General features: G+C 65.0%; 18 protein-coding genes. 5 read left to right on the forward strand and 13 right to left on the reverse strand.

Features of this window, described 5'->3' with window-relative positions; genetic code table 11:
• Window positions 1-9 precede the first annotated feature (9 nt).
• Window positions 10-654 carry a response regulator transcription factor gene (locus tag ACNJYB_RS37135; protein ID WP_439371570.1) on the reverse strand — a complete coding sequence of 215 codons (645 nt, stop codon included), beginning with the start codon at window positions 652-654 and terminating at the stop codon, window positions 10-12.
• Between the two features lie 86 nt (window positions 655-740).
• Between ACNJYB_RS37135 and ACNJYB_RS37140 the strand changes: the two genes are divergently transcribed.
• Complete coding sequence (locus ACNJYB_RS37140; protein WP_439371571.1) at window positions 741-2,075, forward strand: histidine kinase; 1,335 nt, start codon at window positions 741-743, stop codon at window positions 2,073-2,075.
• A 54-nt stretch (window positions 2,076-2,129) separates the two neighbouring features.
• Here the strand turns inward: ACNJYB_RS37140 and ACNJYB_RS37145 are convergent, their stop codons facing one another.
• The 9 genes from ACNJYB_RS37145 to coxB all read right to left on the reverse strand — a co-directional run bounded on the left by ACNJYB_RS37145 (window position 2,130) and on the right by coxB (window position 9,228).
• Complete coding sequence (locus ACNJYB_RS37145) at window positions 2,130-2,498, reverse strand: nuclear transport factor 2 family protein (protein WP_439371572.1); 369 nt, start codon at window positions 2,496-2,498, stop codon at window positions 2,130-2,132.
• A 117-nt stretch (window positions 2,499-2,615) separates the two neighbouring features.
• Window positions 2,616-3,368 carry an SURF1 family protein gene (locus tag ACNJYB_RS37150; RefSeq protein WP_439371573.1) on the reverse strand — a complete coding sequence of 251 codons (753 nt, stop codon included), beginning with the start codon at window positions 3,366-3,368 and terminating at the stop codon, window positions 2,616-2,618.
• Window positions 3,365-3,766 carry a DUF983 domain-containing protein gene (locus ACNJYB_RS37155; RefSeq protein WP_439371574.1) on the reverse strand — a complete coding sequence of 134 codons (402 nt, stop codon included), beginning with the start codon at window positions 3,764-3,766 and terminating at the stop codon, window positions 3,365-3,367. The genes ACNJYB_RS37150 and ACNJYB_RS37155 overlap by 4 nt, the downstream gene beginning before the upstream one ends.
• 97 nt (window positions 3,767-3,863) lie before the next feature.
• Window positions 3,864-4,760, reverse strand: a complete 897-nt coding sequence (locus ACNJYB_RS37160) for a cytochrome c oxidase subunit 3 (protein WP_080133478.1) — start codon at window positions 4,758-4,760, stop codon at window positions 3,864-3,866.
• 78 nt (window positions 4,761-4,838) lie between these two features.
• Entirely contained in the window at window positions 4,839-5,489 is a 651-nt protein-coding gene (locus tag ACNJYB_RS37165) for a cytochrome c oxidase assembly protein (protein WP_439371575.1), read from the reverse strand.
• Between the two features lie 5 nt (window positions 5,490-5,494).
• On the reverse strand, window positions 5,495-5,659 hold the full coding sequence (locus ACNJYB_RS37170; RefSeq protein WP_439371576.1) for a CoxF protein: 165 nt from the start codon (window positions 5,657-5,659) through the stop codon (window positions 5,495-5,497).
• A 7-nt stretch (window positions 5,660-5,666) separates the two neighbouring features.
• The gene (locus tag ACNJYB_RS37175) at window positions 5,667-6,611 is read right to left on the reverse strand and encodes a heme o synthase (protein ID WP_439371577.1); all 945 of its coding nucleotides are present in this window, start codon (window positions 6,609-6,611) and stop codon (window positions 5,667-5,669) included.
• A 61-nt stretch (window positions 6,612-6,672) separates the two neighbouring features.
• Window positions 6,673-8,301, reverse strand: a complete 1,629-nt coding sequence (ctaD, locus tag ACNJYB_RS37180; protein ID WP_439371578.1) for a cytochrome c oxidase subunit I — start codon at window positions 8,299-8,301, stop codon at window positions 6,673-6,675.
• 87 nt (window positions 8,302-8,388) lie between these two features.
• The gene (gene coxB, locus ACNJYB_RS37185) at window positions 8,389-9,228 is read right to left on the reverse strand and encodes a cytochrome c oxidase subunit II (RefSeq protein WP_439371579.1); all 840 of its coding nucleotides are present in this window, start codon (window positions 9,226-9,228) and stop codon (window positions 8,389-8,391) included.
• 439 nt (window positions 9,229-9,667) lie between these two features.
• Between coxB and ACNJYB_RS37190 the strand changes: the two genes are divergently transcribed.
• The 4 genes from ACNJYB_RS37190 (at window position 9,668) to ACNJYB_RS37205 (ending at window position 13,242) form a co-directional block, all read left to right on the forward strand.
• Window positions 9,668-10,204 (forward strand): invasion associated locus B family protein, encoded by a 537-nt coding sequence (locus tag ACNJYB_RS37190; RefSeq protein WP_439371580.1) that lies wholly within the window; start codon window positions 9,668-9,670, stop codon window positions 10,202-10,204.
• Between the two features lie 254 nt (window positions 10,205-10,458).
• Complete coding sequence (gene tldD, locus ACNJYB_RS37195; protein ID WP_439371581.1) at window positions 10,459-11,886, forward strand: metalloprotease TldD; 1,428 nt, start codon at window positions 10,459-10,461, stop codon at window positions 11,884-11,886.
• Window positions 11,883-12,659 (forward strand): signal peptidase I, encoded by a 777-nt coding sequence (lepB, locus tag ACNJYB_RS37200; RefSeq protein ID WP_439371582.1) that lies wholly within the window; start codon window positions 11,883-11,885, stop codon window positions 12,657-12,659. Before tldD ends, lepB begins: the two co-directional genes overlap by 4 nt.
• Before the next feature lie 16 nt (window positions 12,660-12,675).
• Window positions 12,676-13,242, forward strand: coding sequence for a nucleotidyltransferase family protein (locus tag ACNJYB_RS37205; RefSeq protein ID WP_439371583.1), 567 nt, complete (start codon window positions 12,676-12,678; stop codon window positions 13,240-13,242).
• Window positions 13,243-13,297: 55 nt separating this feature from the next.
• Here ACNJYB_RS37205 and ACNJYB_RS37210 read toward each other — a convergent pair whose 3' ends face one another.
• From ACNJYB_RS37210 to ACNJYB_RS37220, 3 genes are all read right to left on the reverse strand, one after another.
• Complete coding sequence (locus ACNJYB_RS37210; RefSeq protein WP_439371584.1) at window positions 13,298-13,864, reverse strand: PAN domain-containing protein; 567 nt, start codon at window positions 13,862-13,864, stop codon at window positions 13,298-13,300.
• A gap of 110 nt (window positions 13,865-13,974) precedes the next feature.
• A complete protein-coding gene (locus ACNJYB_RS37215) occupies window positions 13,975-15,345 on the reverse strand; it encodes a glutamate--cysteine ligase (protein WP_439371585.1) in 1,371 nt (456 codons plus the stop codon).
• A gap of 99 nt (window positions 15,346-15,444) precedes the next feature.
• Entirely contained in the window at window positions 15,445-15,942 is a 498-nt protein-coding gene (locus ACNJYB_RS37220) for a MarR family winged helix-turn-helix transcriptional regulator (protein WP_439371586.1), read from the reverse strand.
• Window positions 15,943-15,945: the final 3 nt, after the last annotated feature.

Genomic DNA, 15,945 nt, shown 5'->3' on the forward strand with positions numbered 1-15,945 from the left:
GGCGGTAGGTCAGCCCATCCCGATCTCCACGGCGATCCGGATCAGGTCGGAATGGTTCTTGGCGCCAAGCTTCTGCTTGAGCAACGAGGTGGTGTTGGCGACGGTCTTGTAGGAGATGCCGAGCGCCTCGGCGACCTCGACGATCTTGTCCCCGCGACCGAGCAGGCGGAGGATCTCCAGCTCCCGCGGCGTCATTTGCGAGGCCGGATTGGCCTTGATCGCGGCGCCCGAGAAGGTCACGGCCTCCGCGAGCTGGGGCGAGATGAAATTGTCGCCCGCGACCACCTTGCGGACCGCTTTCAGCAGGATCCGGGGATCGTCGCCCTTGGAGACATAGCCTTGGGCCCCAAGCTCGACGGCCCGCACCACGAAGGCCGGATCGTCGTTCATGCTGAACATGATGATCTTGGCCTCGGGATCGTCTTTGCGTATGCGTCGCATCAGCTCGAAGCCGGAGACATCGGGCAGGCTGATGTCGATCACGGTGACGTCGGGCCGCTTGCTGACATAGGCACGGTGCCCGGATTTGGCGTCGGTGGCCTCTTCGATCCGGATCGAATGGTCGGAGGCAAACAGGGTACGGCAGCCCGACAGCACCACCGGGTGGTCGTCGACAATGAGAATTCGGGTCGCCGGTTTGGCAATATCTTGCATCGCGCGCTCTCTCGTTTTGCGACTCATAGACCGGCGGGAACAAATGGAAAGAGCAAATCACGCCGATGCGCGTTAGAATTGACCTAATGTGGCAACGACTTTCCTTCAGGACGCAACTGTTTCTTCCGCTCGGCGCAGGTTTTCTCGCGGCGCTGGTCCTGGGCGGCATATTGCTGCAGATATTTGCAACCGGTCAACTGGCCGACGAGAACGAGCCGGCTCGACGTTCGATCAAAACGATCGCCGCCGCGCTCAACAACACCCTGCGCGCCTCGGACGATCCGCAGAAGACGCTCCAGGCCTTTGTCCAGTCCCTGGACACCTCTTCCGATATCCAATTCCGCGCAGCGGAGGCGGGCCCCATCCCGTCGGTAAAGGACGGCCTGGCCAACCTCGAGGCGGTTCCGCGGTGGTTTCTCAACCTCTTGACCGTGCCGGACCTCGACGCTGCGTCGCCGGTGGTCATTGACGGCAGGCACGTCGGCGACATCGTGTTCGTGCCGGACCTGTCGGCCGATCTGTTCGAGAAGTGGGTCGGCTTCCTCGCGCTGACCAGCCTTGTCGTCGTGCTGATGGTGCTCACCGGCACCATCGCCTATGTCTTCGCGGGATCGGTGGTGCGTCCGCTGCAATATCTCGGCGAAGGACTGACGCGAATGCGGCGCGGCGACTACGCGACGCCGATCCCGGTCGGAGGCCCGCCGGAGATCCGGCGCAGCTGCGAGGCGGCCAACGCTCTCGGCGCAACGCTCGCACAACTGAGCCAGGACAATCGCGACCTGTTGCACCGCCTGGTGTCACTCCAGGACGACGAGCGGCGCGATCTCGCCCGCGAGCTGCACGACGAGCTCGGCCCGCTGCTGTTCAGCATCCGCGCCGGCACGATCTCGCTGATGGAGACCTCCCCACCGGCAGGAAATCTCGGCAATTCGGCGGAGGAGGTGCTGCAATCGGTCGAGGCGCTGCAGCAGACCAACCGCCGCATCCTCGACCGGCTGAGCCCGCTCTACATCGAGGAACTGGGGCTGGAGACGAGCGTGCAGACGCTGCTTCGGAACTTTCGCAAGCAGGCACCGCATATCGGCCTCACGGCCAGGATCGATCCCGGCCTCAACGCCATCGACGGGCCGCTCGCCCAGACCGTCTATCGCGTGATCCAGGAGGCGCTGACCAACGTGCTGCGCCATGCCGGAGCGAGCAATGCCGATGTGCAGGCCTCTATCGTGGGCGACGGGCTCGTCATCGAGGTCTCCGACGACGGCGGCGGTTTTCCCGAGGGCAATTTGTTCGGCCGCGGCCTGACAGGCATGCATGAGCGCGTGCGCGCGCTCAGCGGCTCGTTGTCATTGTTGCGCGCGGATGAGCGAACCTATGTGCGCTGCCACTTGCCGGTGGAGAAGGCGCGAGACGCGCCCCCCTGACGCCAAAGCGCGATGAGATCGGGATGATCGACATCGCGCTTTGGTGCTCGTGCTTCAGCAAGCGCAGCCGTCGTGGGCGTTCTGTCGCGAGGGCGTGCACTGCGTGCTGTAGATCTTGCCTTCCGGGCTGAAGCGAAACGAGGCGTGAATACGCAGTGCGCCCGCGACGGAATATTCGAGATCGACGCCATGCGGCGCCGGCTCGATCTCCTCCAGTCCGAAACCCGCCGCCAGATAGGCGCTGAGCCGCGACCCCCAGTAGCTTTCGAGCTCGCGCCTGCCGCGATGATAGTGCTGCATGCCATTGCACGTGCACTCGACCAGCGCATCGTCCGCATAGAGGTCGAGCAACATCGCAAGATCGCCCTTCCTGCAGGCATCCACCCAATCGACGACAATTCCCATCTGATCGATATCGCTCACGCTGCATTCCTGTCTGCCGCGGACAAACTCGAGCGGCTTGGGATCACACTCGTGAAAATGGATTGAATAATAAAGTCCGGACGATTCCGGATCCTGTCCGGGAACCTACGGGCGCCATTAACCTTCGCGCCGGGCGCGCATCCAGACGCCGAAGGCAATCAGCACCGCGCCCGCAAGCGTGAACCAGGTGACGGCGTATTGCAGATGATCGTCCTTCAGATGCACGTCGAGCGGGCCTGGCCGCGGAATGCCGTTCTCGAGCACCGGCTGCTCGAGGTCGACATAGAACGGCGCCACCGCGCCCCAATGAAGCGCGCTTGCGATCGCGAGATGATCGCGCACGAACCACAGCCGCTTGTCGCGATTCGCCTCCGGCGTCATCCAGCCAGGTGCCTCGGGAAAGCGGAGATAGCCGGTGAGCGCGACCGGTTGCCCGGTCACGAGCTTCTTCACCGCACGGTCCTCGACGCTGCGGTCCTGCATCGTGTTCTCGACGAAGCCCGCATCGATCACGACCATCTCGCCGGTCGCAAGCCGCGCCGGCACGAAGGCCCAGGTGCCAGGACCTGAAGCGTCCTTGCGGACGGCCGACCCGGACGAATAGACCATCGCGTCGGGCAGCGGGGCATAGGTCGCGGTGAAGCTGACACGGCGGAATTCGTCGCGGGCGGGATTCAGCGCCGCCCATTGTGCAGCCGGCGGCAGCGCAACGGGCGCTGCGGCCAGCCGCTCGGTGAGCGCCGCGATCAGCTCGTGCTTGGCGGTCCGGCGCTGCAATTGCCAGACGCCGAGCGCGACGAAGGTCGCGGTCAGGACCAGCGTGAACAGTGCGAAGCCGGCCACGCGAGGCTTGCGCGCAGTCTCTCTCATTTCGCGCGGTCGATCAGCCGGCCGGGCGCCGCCTTGTGGTGGAACTGCAGTGCGATCAGCAGCGACTTCATCGAGCGCAGCGGCAGCAGCGTGGTGGCGAGGATCAGCGGCAGCCAGAGCACCGCATGCAGCCAGAACGGCGGCTGATACTTGACCTCGACGACGAGCGCGCAGCCGACGACGATGGCGCCGGCCAGCATGATGATGAAGATCGCCGGACCATCGCCGGAATCGATGAAGGCATAGTCGAGGCCACAGCGATCGCAGGCCGGGGCGAGGTTGAGGAAGCCCGCATAGAGCTTGCCCTGGCCGCAGCGCGGACATTTGCAGGCAAGCCCGCGCAACGCGCTTTGCAGGACGGTGGTTTTGGGCTCGGACGGACCGGCGGTGTCGTTCATGATGGCGTGCCTTATCACATTTTCCGCTGAATCTTGCGGCGGCCGGAAAGCGAAAGGGCGGCCCTGCGGCCGCCCTTTCCAATCAATCCATCACAGCTCAGTGCGCGCCGTGAGCCATGGTCTCGGCACCGTGTCCCCACACATAGATGCAGAGGAACAGGAACAGCCAGACCACGTCGACGAAGTGCCAGTACCAGGCGGCGAATTCGAAGCCGAGATGCTGCTTCGGCGTGAAGTGGCCGGCATAGGCGCGCGCTAGGCACACGATCAGGAAGATGGTGCCGACCAGCACGTGGAAGCCGTGGAAGCCGGTCGCCATGAAGAAGGTCGCGCCATAGACGTTGCCGGCGAAGGAGAACGCCGCGTGGCTGTACTCATAGGCCTGCACGCAGGTGAAGAGCGCGCCGAGCACGACGGTGAGGATCAGGCCGTATTTGAGGCCCTGGCGGTCGTTCTCGAGCAGCGCGTGGTGGGCCCAGGTCACGGTGGTGCCCGACGTCAGCAGGATCAGCGTGTTCAGGAGCGGCAGGTGCCAGGGATCGAAGGTCTCGATGCCGTGGGGCGGCCAGGTGCCGGGGACCGCGCAGGCGCCGGCCTGGGTGCCGAGACCGCAGCCGAACACCGCGTCGCGGGTGGCGTGGACGGCGTCGGCCGGGAACAGCGCCGCATTGAAATAGGCCCAGAACCAGGCGACGAAGAACATCACCTCGGAGGCGATGAACAGGATCATGCCGTAGCGGTGATGCAGCTGCACGACCCGGGTGTGGTCGCCCTTGTACTGGGCTTCCTTGATCACGTCGCCCCACCAGCTCGCCATGGTGTAGAGCACGCCGACGGTGCCGACGCCGAACACGATCGGGGCGGCCGCGAACATGTGGTGCATCCAGGCGATCGCGCCGACCGCCATGATGAAGGCCGAGAGCGAACCGACGGCGGGCCAGGGAGAGGGATCGACCAGGTGATAGTCGTGATGCTTGCCTTGCGCCGTAGCCATGTCCGTCTCTCTCCTCAATCCCGTGCCTATCAGGCACTTATCCCCTTGCGTCCAACCTTCCGGGCGTGAGCACGGCGGTCAGAGATTTCCCTTGCGTTTGTCGGCTTCGCCCGATGCCAGCGGCTTCACCACCGGATCCTTCGCCGGATAGAATGTGTAGGACAGTGTGATCGTGCCGAGCCCGTCGTTCTCGCGGTCGTCGGCGATCGAGGGATCGACGTAGAACACGACCGGCATCTCGCGCTTCTCGCCCGGCGCCATGGTCTGCTCGGTAAAGCAGAAGCAATTGATCTTCTGAAAGTAGGAGCCGACCGTCAGCGGCGCGACGTTGTAGGCGGCTTGCCCTGCGGTGGTGCGCGCAGCCAGGTTGGTGACCGTGTAGAAGACAGTCACGACCTGGCCGATGTTGACCTCGATCTCGTTCTGCTCGGGCTCGAACTTCCAGGGCAGGCCGGGCGCAACGTTGGAATCGAAGCGCACTGCAATTTTCCGTGCGATCGGACCGGTCGCGGGTGCGGAGGTCGCGACTTGCGTCGTGCCGTTGAAGCCGGTGGCGCGGCAGAACCAGTTGTAGAACGGCACCGCCGCGTAGGAGGCACCGACCATCAGCGCGACCACGCCGCCGCAGATGGACGCAACCACCACATCACGACCCAGCCCGCGGCCCTTGGCACGGCCCCTGGCCGGCTTGGCGCTGACGTCGCGCGATATGGTCGGCTCTTGATCCATATTTCCTACATCGGCCGGACTAGCACCGCCGGTCCCTTGACCAAGGTGACGGCGAAGAAAAGCACCACGAGGACGCCGAGCGCCAGAGCAATGGCAATGGAGCGCTGACGACGGCTTTTCTTCTGCGCCTCGGTGAGGACGATTCCATCTGGCTCGGGTTTGTCAGCCATTCCTGCCTCATGCGCCCCCGACCATCGGAGCAAGCGCCCGGAACACGACCTCGGCCAGCAGGGTCGCGAACAGCGCGAACAGATACAGGATCGAGAAAGCAAACAGTTTCCGCGTCGCACGCAGCGACTGGCTGCGCTCGCGGCGCAGATAGACGTTGATCGCGAGCACCAGCATGCCGGCGCCGAGGATCAGCGAGACCACGCCATAGACGGCGTCGAAATAGCCGAGCGCCCAGGGCGCGGCGGCAACCGCGATCAGCACGACGGTATAGAGCAGGATCTGCAGACGCGTCGCGTCGGGGCCGGCGACGTTGGGCAGCATCGGAATGCCGGCGCGCGCGTAATCGTCGGAGCGGAACAGCGCCAGGGCCCAGAAATGCGGCGGGGTCCAGAAGAAGATGATGGCGAACAGCAGCAGCGGCTCGACGTCGACCGTGCCCGTGACCGCGGCCCAGGCCACCACCGGCGGCAGGGCACCGGCGGCGCCGCCGATCACGATGTTCTGCGCGGTCCAGCGCTTCAGCCACATCGTGTAGATCACGACGTAGAAGAAGATGGTGAAGGCGAGCAGCGCGCCTGCGATCCAGTTGACGAGGATGCCGAGCGTCATCACCGAGAAGAAAGCGAGCGTGACTCCGAACGCCATCGCCTCCGGACGGGTGATGCGGCCGCGCGGAATCGGCCGGTTGGCCGTGCGCGACATCTTGGCGTCGATGTCGCCTTCGAGCGCCATGTTGAGCGCACCGGAGGCGCCGGCGCCGACGGCGATGCAGAGCAGCGAGGTGATCGCGAGCACGGGATGGAAATGCCCGGGCGCCATCGCCATTCCCACCAGCGCGGTGAAGATCACCAGCGACATCACCCGCGGCTTGAGCAGCGCGATGTAGTCGGCAACCTCCGCTTCGGAGATGCGCGGATCGATGTCGACGGCGTTGTGGTCGAGAACGGACACTTAATTCAACTCGCTTCGTTATAGAGCCGCGGCGCCCGTCACGGGCGCCGCGACAGATCGATTACTGCACGCGGGGCAGCACTTCGAACTGGTGGAACGGCGGCGGCGAGGGCAGCGTCCACTCCAGCGTGGTCGCACCCGCACCCCAGGGATTGGCGCCCGCCGGCACCTTCTTCATGAAGGCGTCGATCACGCAGTAGAGGAAGATCAGGACGCCGAAGCCGGAGATGTAGGAACCGAGCGACGAGACCAGGTTCCAGCCGGCGAACGCGTCGGGATAGTCGACGTAGCGGCGCGGCATGCCCGACAGGCCGAGGAAGTGCTGCGGGAAGAACACCAGGTTGACGCCGACGAAGGTGACCCAGAAGTGCGCCTTCGCCAGCGTCTCGTTGTACATGTAGCCCGACATCTTCGGGAACCAGTAGTACCAGCCGGCGAAGATCGCGAACACCGCGCCGAGCGACAGCACGTAGTGGAAGTGCGCGACGACGTAATAGGTCTCCTGCAGCACGCGGTCGACGCCGGCATTCGCAAGCACGACGCCGGTGACGCCGCCGACGGTGAACAGGAAGATGAAGCCCACCGCCCAGATCATGGGCGCGCGGAATTCGATCGAGCCGCCCCACATCGTCGCGATCCACGAGAAGATCTTGACGCCGGTCGGAACCGCGATGACCATCGTGGCGGCGACGAAATAGGCCTGGGTCGCCGAGGACATGCCGACCGTGTACATGTGGTGCGCCCACACCACGAAGCCGATGCCGCCGATCGCGACCATGGCGTAGGCCATGCCGAGATAGCCGAACACGGGCTTGCGCGAGAAGGTGGAGACGATCTGGCTGATCATGCCGAAGCCGGGCAGGATCAGGATGTACACTTCGGGGTGACCGAAGAACCAGAACAGGTGCTGGAACAGCACGGGGTCGCCGCCGCCGTCCGGCGCGAAGAAGGTCGTGCCGAAATTGCGGTCGGTGAGCAGCATGGTGATCGCACCGGCGAGTACGGGCAGCGACAGCAGCAGCAGGAACACCGTCACCAGGATCGACCACACGAACAACGGCATCTTGTGCAGGGTCATGCCCGGTGCGCGCATGTTGAAGATGGTGGTGATGAAGTTGATGGCCCCGAGGATCGACGAGGCGCCCGCCAGATGCAGCGACAGGATCGCGAAGTCGACGGCCGGGCCCGGATGGCCGGAGCTCGACAGCGGAACGTACATGGTCCAGCCGGCGCCGACGCCGTTGGCGCCCGGCTCGCCCTCGACGAAGGTCGACATCAAGAGCAGCGCGAAGGAGGCCGGCAGCAGCCAGAACGAAATGTTGTTCATGCGCGGAAACGCCATGTCGGGCGCGCCGATCATCAGCGGCACGAACCAGTTGCCGAAGCCGCCGATCATCGCGGGCATGACCATGAAGAAGATCATGATCAGGCCGTGGGAGGTCACGAAGACGTTGTAGGTGTGCGTCTCGTGGAAGATCTGCACGCCCGGATACATCAGCTCGGCCCGGATCGCGATCGACATCGCGGCACCGATGATGCCGGCGATGACCGCGAAGATCAGGTACATCGTGCCGATGTCCTTGTGGTTGGTCGAATAGACGTAGCGCCGCCATCCGGTCGGATGGGCGTGCTCGTGGTCATGTCCGTGGTCTTGCGCGTGATCGCCGTGTGCCGCTGCGCTCGTTGCCATTTTCAAATCCTGCCTTGCGTCCCAATCGGACCTTTGGAGGTCCCGCCCTTTTATCTCGCTTTCGGTCCTCGAGCCTCGACCCGGCGCTTACTGCGCCGGGCCGGCCGCCGAGGCGTAGGTGCTGGTGCCGCCGCTCGCGAACTTCTTCTTCGCCGTCTCGACCCAGGAGGCGAACTCCTGGTCGCTGACCACGCGGATCGCGATCGGCATGAAGGCGTGATCCTTGCCGCACAGCTCCGAGCATTGGCCGTAGAACATGCCGGTCTTGGCGGCCTTGAACCAGGTCTCGTTCAGCCGGCCCGGGATGGCGTCGATCTTGACGCCGAACGCGGGCAGCGCGAAGGCGTGGATGACGTCGGCTCCGGTCACCTGAACACGAACTACCTTGTTGACCGGCACCACCATCTCGTTGTCGACGCCGAGCAGGCGGGGCTGCTTGTCCTGGGCCATCAGCGAGTCGAACTCGAACTTGCCGTTATCAGGATAGGCATACGACCAGTACCACTGCTTGCCCGTCGCCTTCACCGTCAGGTCCGCCTTCGGAATGTCGAGCTCCAGGAAAAGGAGGCGGAACGACGGCACTGCGATGCCGACCAGGATCAGCACCGGAACCAGCGTCCACACCACCTCGATCAGCGTGTTGTGGGTGGTCCGCGACGGCACCGGATTGGCCCTCGCGTTGAACTTGACGACCACGACGATCAGCAGCGCCAGGACGAACAGCGTGATCAGGGTGATCAGCACGAACAGGAAGTTGTGGAACCAGACGATGTTGTCCATCACCGGCGAGCCGGACTGCTGGAGCGTCCACTCCCACGGCGCCGGCTGCCCAAGCTCGGCAAATGCCGCGCCGCCCGTCGCCAGCGTGAGGCCAGCAACGGCCAATCCCAGCAAATGCCGGCCTACCCGGCCCATCGACATCCTCATGCCGTTCGCGCTCCCCTTACGAAATCACCCCAAGTGCATTCCCCTGCTTCCGGGAAACGCTTATTCGATCCGTCCGTCTGACAAACCGCCGCTCAAGAATACCTCTAAGAGGAATTGGGGCCAGATCGCTAGAACGCCGAAATCAAGCCTCTCAAACCATAATTCTTGATCTATCGCAATGCAGTCTTGAGCCCCGGCTGCCAGCGATCACCCGCAAGATATTTCCTAGTAAGATCAGACAAAATACCGTTTCCCGGGATGCCGTGGCTTGACAGTGGCATTGCCCGCTGTAGGCACTTGCGGACGGCCGCACAGGAACCTGATTCGTGCCGGCGGCGGCGGCCTCGGCGGCGCAGAATTTGCTTGGGATTGCCTTCAAGACGCCGTCATTTCAGTCCACCCGCGCAAGCGACCCAAGCGAGCAGAGGGACCGACCCCGATGGGGCTTTCGAGATGCATGGCAAGACAGGCTAACGGCGGCTTCAAGGCGCTGGCAGCCCTGCTGGCTGCGGTCGTCCTCCTGGCCCTTCCGGGCCTTGCCCATGCGCAGGGCGCGGTGCGCTCCGTCCATGGCGACTGGCAGATCCGCTGCGACACCCCGCCGGGCGCCCAGGCCGAGCAATGCGCCCTGATCCAGAGCGTGGTGGCCGAGGACCGCTCCAATGCCGGCCTGACCGTGATCGTGCTCAAGACCGCCGACCAGAAGAGCCGCCTGATGCGCGTGGTCGCCCCGCTCGGCGTGCTCCTGCCCTCCGGCCTCGGCCTCAAGCTCGACAACCAGGACGTCGGCCGCGCCGGCTTCGTGCGCTGCCTGCCCAATGGCTGCGTCGCCGAGGTGGTCATGGACGACAAGCTGCTCGGCCAGCTCCGCAACGCCAAGACCGCCACCTTCATCATCTTCGAGACCCCGGAAGAAGGCATCGGCTTCCCGCTCAGCCTGAACGGGCTCGGCGAGGGCTATGACAAGCTGCCGTAGGGCCTGAAGCCCGTTACCAGTCCCGTCATCCCGAGGCGCGCATGCGATGCGAAGTCGCCGGAGAGGCGAGCACTTCCAGCGAGAACGGCTCCGCCGTTGCGGGGGGTGACGGTGATGGACCGGGGCTTCGATCTGGGCTTCGGATATGGCAATGATTTCAATCATGTCGTTTCGGTAATGTGACGGTCCGCCCTCTCGCCGAACGGCCGGGAAGCCATTATCTTGCCCGACATCTCTCCGACAATGGGTGATCGATGACCAACCCCGCCACAACCTCCCTGCTCGACCGTGCCAATCTCGACCGCGACCAGGTTCGCAACGAGGTCGGGCGCGGGCTCGCCGGCGCCGATGACGGTGAACTGTTCCTGGAATACAGCCAGACCGAAGCGCTGATGTTCGACAATGGGCGGCTGAAGCAGGCGACCTACGATACCTCGCAGGGTTTTGGGCTTCGCGCCGTCAAGGACGACGCGGTCGGTTACGCGCATTCCTCCGACGTGTCGCTGCCAGCGCTGATTCGCGCCGCCGACGCGGTCGCGGCCGTGCGCGGCGGCTATTCCGGCAGCTTTGCCGCCCCGCCGGCGCATACCAACGTGCGGCTTTATAGTGACGACAATCCGCTCGATGCCCCGGGCTTCGAGACCAAGGTCAAGCTGCTCGCCGAGATCGACGCTTATCTACGCGACAAGGATCCGCGGGTGCGGCAGGTGAGCGTCAGCCTCGGCGCGACCTGGCAGGTCGTCGAGATCCTGCGGCCCGACGGCGAGAGCTATCGCGACATCCGTCCGCTGGTGCGCGTCAACATCTCCGTCGTGGCCGGCCAGGGCGACCGCCAGGAGAGCGGCAGCAAGGGCTATGGCGGGCGCGCCGGCTATGCCGAATTCATCGAGAGCAAGAACTGGCGCGATGCCGCCGACGGCGCGCTGCGCGAGGCGCTGGTCAATCTGGAATCGATTCCGGCGCCCGCCGGCGAGATGGATGTCGTGCTGGGCGCCGGCTGGCCCGGCGTGATGCTGCATGAAGCGGTCGGCCATGGCCTCGAAGGCGACTTCAACCGCAAGAAGACTTCGGCGTTTGCGGGCCTGATGGGCCAGCAGGTCGCGGCCAAGGGCGTCACCGTGGTCGACGACGGCACCATTGCCTCGCGCCGCGGCTCGCTCTCGATCGACGACGAGGGCACGCCGACCAACCGTACCGTGCTGATCGAGGACGGCATCCTGGTCGGCTACATGCAGGACCGCCAGAACGCGCGCCTCATGAACATGAAGCCGACCGGCAACGGCCGCCGCCAGGGCTACGCTCATGTGCCGATGCCGCGCATGACCAATACCTACATGCTCGCCGGCGACCGCGATCCGGCCGAGATCCTTAGCTCAGTGAGGAACGGCGTGTTCGCCGCGAATTTCGGCGGCGGCCAGGTCGACATCACCTCGGGCAAATACGTGTTCCAGTGCACCGAGGCCTACAAGATCGAGAACGGCAAGATCGGCGCGCCGCTGAAGGGCGCCATGCTGATCGGCAACGGGCCCACCGATCTGCATCGCATCCGCATGATCGGCAACGACCTCGCGCTCGATACCGGCATCGGCACCTGCGGCAAGAACGGCCAGGGCGTGCCTGTTGGCGTCGGTCAGCCGTCGCTTCTGATGGAACGCATCACCGTGGGTGGAACAGGCGCATGAGTGTCGACAAGGTAACCGTCCCCGCCAAGCGCAAGAGCAGCGGGTGGGGTGGGCAGATCGTTCAGCTCGCCGGCATCGTTGCCGCCGTGTTCATCGCCAAGGGTGCGCTCGCCGAGCCGTTCTACGTACCGTCGGGCTCGATGGAGCCGACGCTGCTGATCGGCGACGCGCTGCTCGCCTCGAAATTCCCGTACGGCTACGGCACCTCGTCGCTGCCGATCCAGATCAACCTGCCCGAGAGCGGCCGTGTCTTCGCGGAGACGCCGAAGCAGGGCGACGTCGTGGTCTTCCGCTGGCCTGGCGATCGCTCGCAGGCCTGGGTCAAGCGCGTCGTGGGTCTGCCCGGGGACCGCATCCAGATGCGGCAGGGCCAGCTCTTCATCAACGACCGTCCGGCCGAGCTGAAGCCTGACGGCGTCGGTTCTGCCGAGGACGACAATGGCGGCAGCGAGCCGGCCTACCGCTATGTCGAGACCCTGCCGAACGGCGTCTCGCACCTGATCTTCAAGATGCGCGACAACGGCCCGCTCGACAACACGCCCGAGGTGACGGTGCCATCAGGCCATCTCTTCGTGCTCGGCGACAACCGCGACAACTCCGCCGACAGCCGCGTGCCGCTGCGCTCCGGCGGCGTCGGACTCCTGCCGGTCGACAATCTGATCGGGCGCGCCGACGCCGTGGTCGGCTCCTGGGATCTCGGCGTGCGCAGCCAGCCGGTGTGGACCTGGCTGTCCGGCTTCAGGCTCGCGCGGTTCTTCACCGCCGTGCATTGAGCGGGGATCGTAGGATGTGAGCAAAGACGAATTCCTCGCTCTCGCCCTGCGAAATCCGATCAACGCGGCAATCGTCGACGAACTTCATCGTCTCGCACTGCCCGATGCATGGCTGGTCGCAGGTTGCCTGGTGCAGACGGTGTGGAACGTGCTCACGGGCCGCGCCATCGATCACGGTATTGCCGACTACGACGTGTTCTATTTCGATCCCGATACATCATGGGAAGCGGAGGACGCGGTGATCCGCAAGCTGCAGGCGCGCCTGGCGCCTCTCGGCGCCAAGATCGAGATTCGCAACCAGGCGCGCGTGCATCTGTGGTATCCCGACAAGCACGGCCTGCCCTATCCGCCGTTAACGCGCTCAACCGACGGCATCCACCGGTTCCTCACGGAGAACACACAGTTGGGTATCCGGCCCGCTGACGAGCGTCTCGACGTCTATGCGCCGCATGGATTCGAGGACGTCGCGAGGTTGATCGTGCGGCCCAATCGGGCACTGAATTTTTCCGCGCCCAATTACGCGGCGAAGGCCGCGCGATGGAAGGCGCTATGGCCGGAGCTCACGGTGATCGCGGCGGAGTGAGCCGCCTGATCCTCCTGGTCATTGCGCTCGCAATGACGGCGAGGAGAGCTGCGTTCTACCGCACCACACCCGACGTGACCCCTGCCTTGCGGCGCGGCGGCTTGATTTCCTTTTTCAGGAAGCAACGCGCCTCGCGGCCGGTATAGCCAGGGCGGGCGTAGGTAAAGGCACGGCATTTGTTGTCGGCGGTGCAGGCGGCCTTGCAGGCCTCGACGCTTTCGCCGTCCTTGAGCTCGAAATTGCGCAAGTCGCCGCCGGGGCGATCGATCGACGTCTCCACGCCCTCGACGCGCGGCTCGATCACGCCGGCGCCGCGGACGCCGGAGATGCAGCAATTGCCGGGCACGCGCGCCGGCACGGTGTTCTTGAGCCAGCACACGGCCGCGGCGCCGTCGATGTCGGGATAGCTGAAGCTCCAGGAACGGCACTTGCGGTCGCGCTCGCACAGCAGCGCGCAATCCTCGGGGTCGCCCGAGGTGACCGGCGTGCTGAAATAGTCGCCGCCGGGCCGGTCGAACGCCGTTTGGGCGCGCGCCGGCACGCCCGTGAATACGAGCGAAAGCAGCGTGACGCATGCCACGACGCTGGCCATGACGCCCCGGGACAGGCGGCCCTTCCCCATCGGAACAGCTTTCGAGTTATTGACGACGCTCAGGTTTTTCAGCCGATCATTTGATCGCCGCAAACCTGTATGGGCGATGAACGGCCTGAATCCTGGTCGTCGCGTATGAATTAGAAGGCGTATTCCGCGTAGGCCGGTTCCACCGAGCCCTTCCAGGGGCCATTGAACTTCTCGAGCATTTCCTCGGCCGGTGTCCGGCCGGAATCGATGATGCGGTCGAGCGGCTCGAGATGCCGGGTCTCGTCGCGGCCGAGCTGATCGATCCGGCCGCGCCGGCGCAGGCCCGCATGTGCCAGAACGAGGCATTCCTTGGCGATCTCGAACAGATAGCGGTCCTTGATCCGTGCCTTGAAGCCGAAGCGCGGCACGTCGTCGCGCAGAGCCTGGCGCTCATGCGCGCCCCAGTGCTTCACCATGTCCCATGCGGCATCCAGCGACACATCGTCATAGAGCAGCCCAACCCAGAAGGCCGGCAGCGCCGGCAGCCGCCCCCACGGCCCGCCGTCGGAGCCGCGCATCTCGAGGTAGCGCTTCAGCCGCACTTCCGGGAAGATCGTCGAGAGATGGTTGGCCCAGTCCGACAGCGTCGGGCGCTCGCCGGGAAGGTTGTTGTTGCGGCCGTCGAAAAAGGCGCGGAACGAAGAGCCCGAGACGTCGATGTACTCCTCGCCGCGCTTGACGAAATACATGGGCACGTCGAGCGCGTAGTCGACATAGCGCTCGAAGCCCATGCCGTCCTCGAACGCCCACGGCATCATGCCTGCGCGGGCATTGTCGGTGTCGCGCCAGATCTCGGAGCGGAACGAGAGGAAGCCGTTCGGCCTGCCTTCGGTGAACGGCGAGTTGGCGAACAGCGCGGTTGCGACCGGCTGGAGCGCGAGCGACACGCGCAGCTTCTTGACCATGTCGGCTTCGGAGCAGAAGTCGAGATTGGTCTGCACCGTGCAGGTCCGGTACATCATGTCGAGGCCGTATTGGCCGACCTTCGGCATGTAATTGGTCATGATCTTGTAGCGGCCCTTGGGCATCACCGGAATGTCGGAGCGCGACCAGGACGGCGTCATGCCGAGACCGAGAAAGCCGATTCCGAGCGGGGTTGCGATCTCGCGCACCTGGGCGAGGTGCGCCATCAGCTCGCTCTGGGTCTGGTGCACGTTCTCCACCGGCGCGCCGGAGAGCTCGAACTGTCCGCCCGGCTCAAGCGAGATCGCGCCGCCGCCGGTGACGTCGTAGAGGCCGATGATGTTGCCCTTCTCCATGATCGGCTCCCAGCCGAGCAGGAGCTTCATGCCTTCGAGCAGCGCGCCGATACCGCGCGCGCCCTCATAGGGCACCGGACGGTGGTCTTCGAGCGTGAACGGCGTCTTCTCGTGCTCCGTGCCCATCCGGAATTCGGACGGGTCCTTGCAGCCGGCCTCGAACCACGCGACGAGCTCGTCACGCGACTGCAGCGGCGTCATATCGATCTGGTCTCGCGCCATATCAAACTCTAATCAAAGGCGCTTCGACCGAATGCGCGCGGGGTGAAGGGGATCGTCCGCGAACCCACCGGGTGCGCGGACGTGCTGGTTGCCGCGCGATCATCGCGTGGGCGTGCTTTCGTTGACGGTCGCGACGGGCGGCAGCTTCATCTCGCCGCACGAGCAGCCCAGCCGGTCGAGCAGACCGCTGAGCTTGACGGCGTCGGCATCGGACAGTTTCGAGCCGACATATTTCTCGATCGCGGCGGAATAGGCGCCCCACATGCGCTTCTGCAGTTCGCGACCGGCTTCGGTGATCTCCACGAACTGGCCGCGCTTGTCCATCTTGCATTCGCGCCGGGAGGCGAGCCCCTCGTCGACCAGGCGGTCGATCAGACGCGAGGTGGAGTATTGCGGGATCAGCATCTGACGCTCGAGTTCCACCGGCCGCAGCTCTCCGGAAGGCGCGCGCGACAGTTCGAGCAGCGCGTCATACCAGGCCAGCGGCGGGAATCCCGCCTTCTTCAGGTCCTGCTCGACGCAGTCGAGCACGCGGCTCTGCACCCGCATCAGGCGGATCCAGGCGGAGGTTGCCTCGGTCGATGGTTTGCGTTTCATGGT

Origin of the sequence: Bradyrhizobium sp. SMVTL-02, from assembly GCF_051853005.1 — a bacterium.
Classification (GTDB): domain Bacteria; phylum Pseudomonadota; class Alphaproteobacteria; order Rhizobiales; family Xanthobacteraceae; genus Bradyrhizobium.

Excerpts from the sequence above, each read along its gene's own strand:
- coxB (WP_439371579.1), bottom strand. The coding sequence starts at position 9,228 with ATGAGGATGTCGATGGGCCGGGTAGGCCGGCATTTGCTGGGATTGGCC.
- ACNJYB_RS37135 (WP_439371570.1), bottom strand. The coding sequence starts at position 654 with ATGCAAGATATTGCCAAACCGGCGACCCGAATTCTCATTGTCGACGAC.
- ctaD (WP_439371578.1), bottom strand. The coding sequence starts at position 8,301 with ATGGCAACGAGCGCAGCGGCACACGGCGATCACGCGCAAGACCACGGA.
- ACNJYB_RS37160 (WP_080133478.1), bottom strand. The coding sequence starts at position 4,760 with ATGGCTACGGCGCAAGGCAAGCATCACGACTATCACCTGGTCGATCCC.
- ACNJYB_RS37170 (WP_439371576.1), bottom strand. The coding sequence starts at position 5,659 with ATGGCTGACAAACCCGAGCCAGATGGAATCGTCCTCACCGAGGCGCAG.
- ACNJYB_RS37165 (WP_439371575.1), bottom strand. The coding sequence starts at position 5,489 with ATGGATCAAGAGCCGACCATATCGCGCGACGTCAGCGCCAAGCCGGCC.
- ACNJYB_RS37220 (WP_439371586.1), bottom strand. The coding sequence starts at position 15,942 with ATGAAACGCAAACCATCGACCGAGGCAACCTCCGCCTGGATCCGCCTG.
- ACNJYB_RS37155 (WP_439371574.1), bottom strand. The coding sequence starts at position 3,766 with ATGAACGACACCGCCGGTCCGTCCGAGCCCAAAACCACCGTCCTGCAA.
- ACNJYB_RS37210 (WP_439371584.1), bottom strand. The coding sequence starts at position 13,864 with ATGGGGAAGGGCCGCCTGTCCCGGGGCGTCATGGCCAGCGTCGTGGCA.
- ACNJYB_RS37150 (WP_439371573.1), bottom strand. The coding sequence starts at position 3,368 with ATGAGAGAGACTGCGCGCAAGCCTCGCGTGGCCGGCTTCGCACTGTTC.
- tldD (WP_439371581.1), top strand. The coding sequence starts at position 10,459 with ATGACCAACCCCGCCACAACCTCCCTGCTCGACCGTGCCAATCTCGAC.
- ACNJYB_RS37190 (WP_439371580.1), top strand. The coding sequence starts at position 9,668 with ATGGGGCTTTCGAGATGCATGGCAAGACAGGCTAACGGCGGCTTCAAG.
- ACNJYB_RS37140 (WP_439371571.1), top strand. The coding sequence starts at position 741 with ATGTGGCAACGACTTTCCTTCAGGACGCAACTGTTTCTTCCGCTCGGC.
- ACNJYB_RS37215 (WP_439371585.1), bottom strand. The coding sequence starts at position 15,345 with ATGGCGCGAGACCAGATCGATATGACGCCGCTGCAGTCGCGTGACGAG.
- lepB (WP_439371582.1), top strand. The coding sequence starts at position 11,883 with ATGAGTGTCGACAAGGTAACCGTCCCCGCCAAGCGCAAGAGCAGCGGG.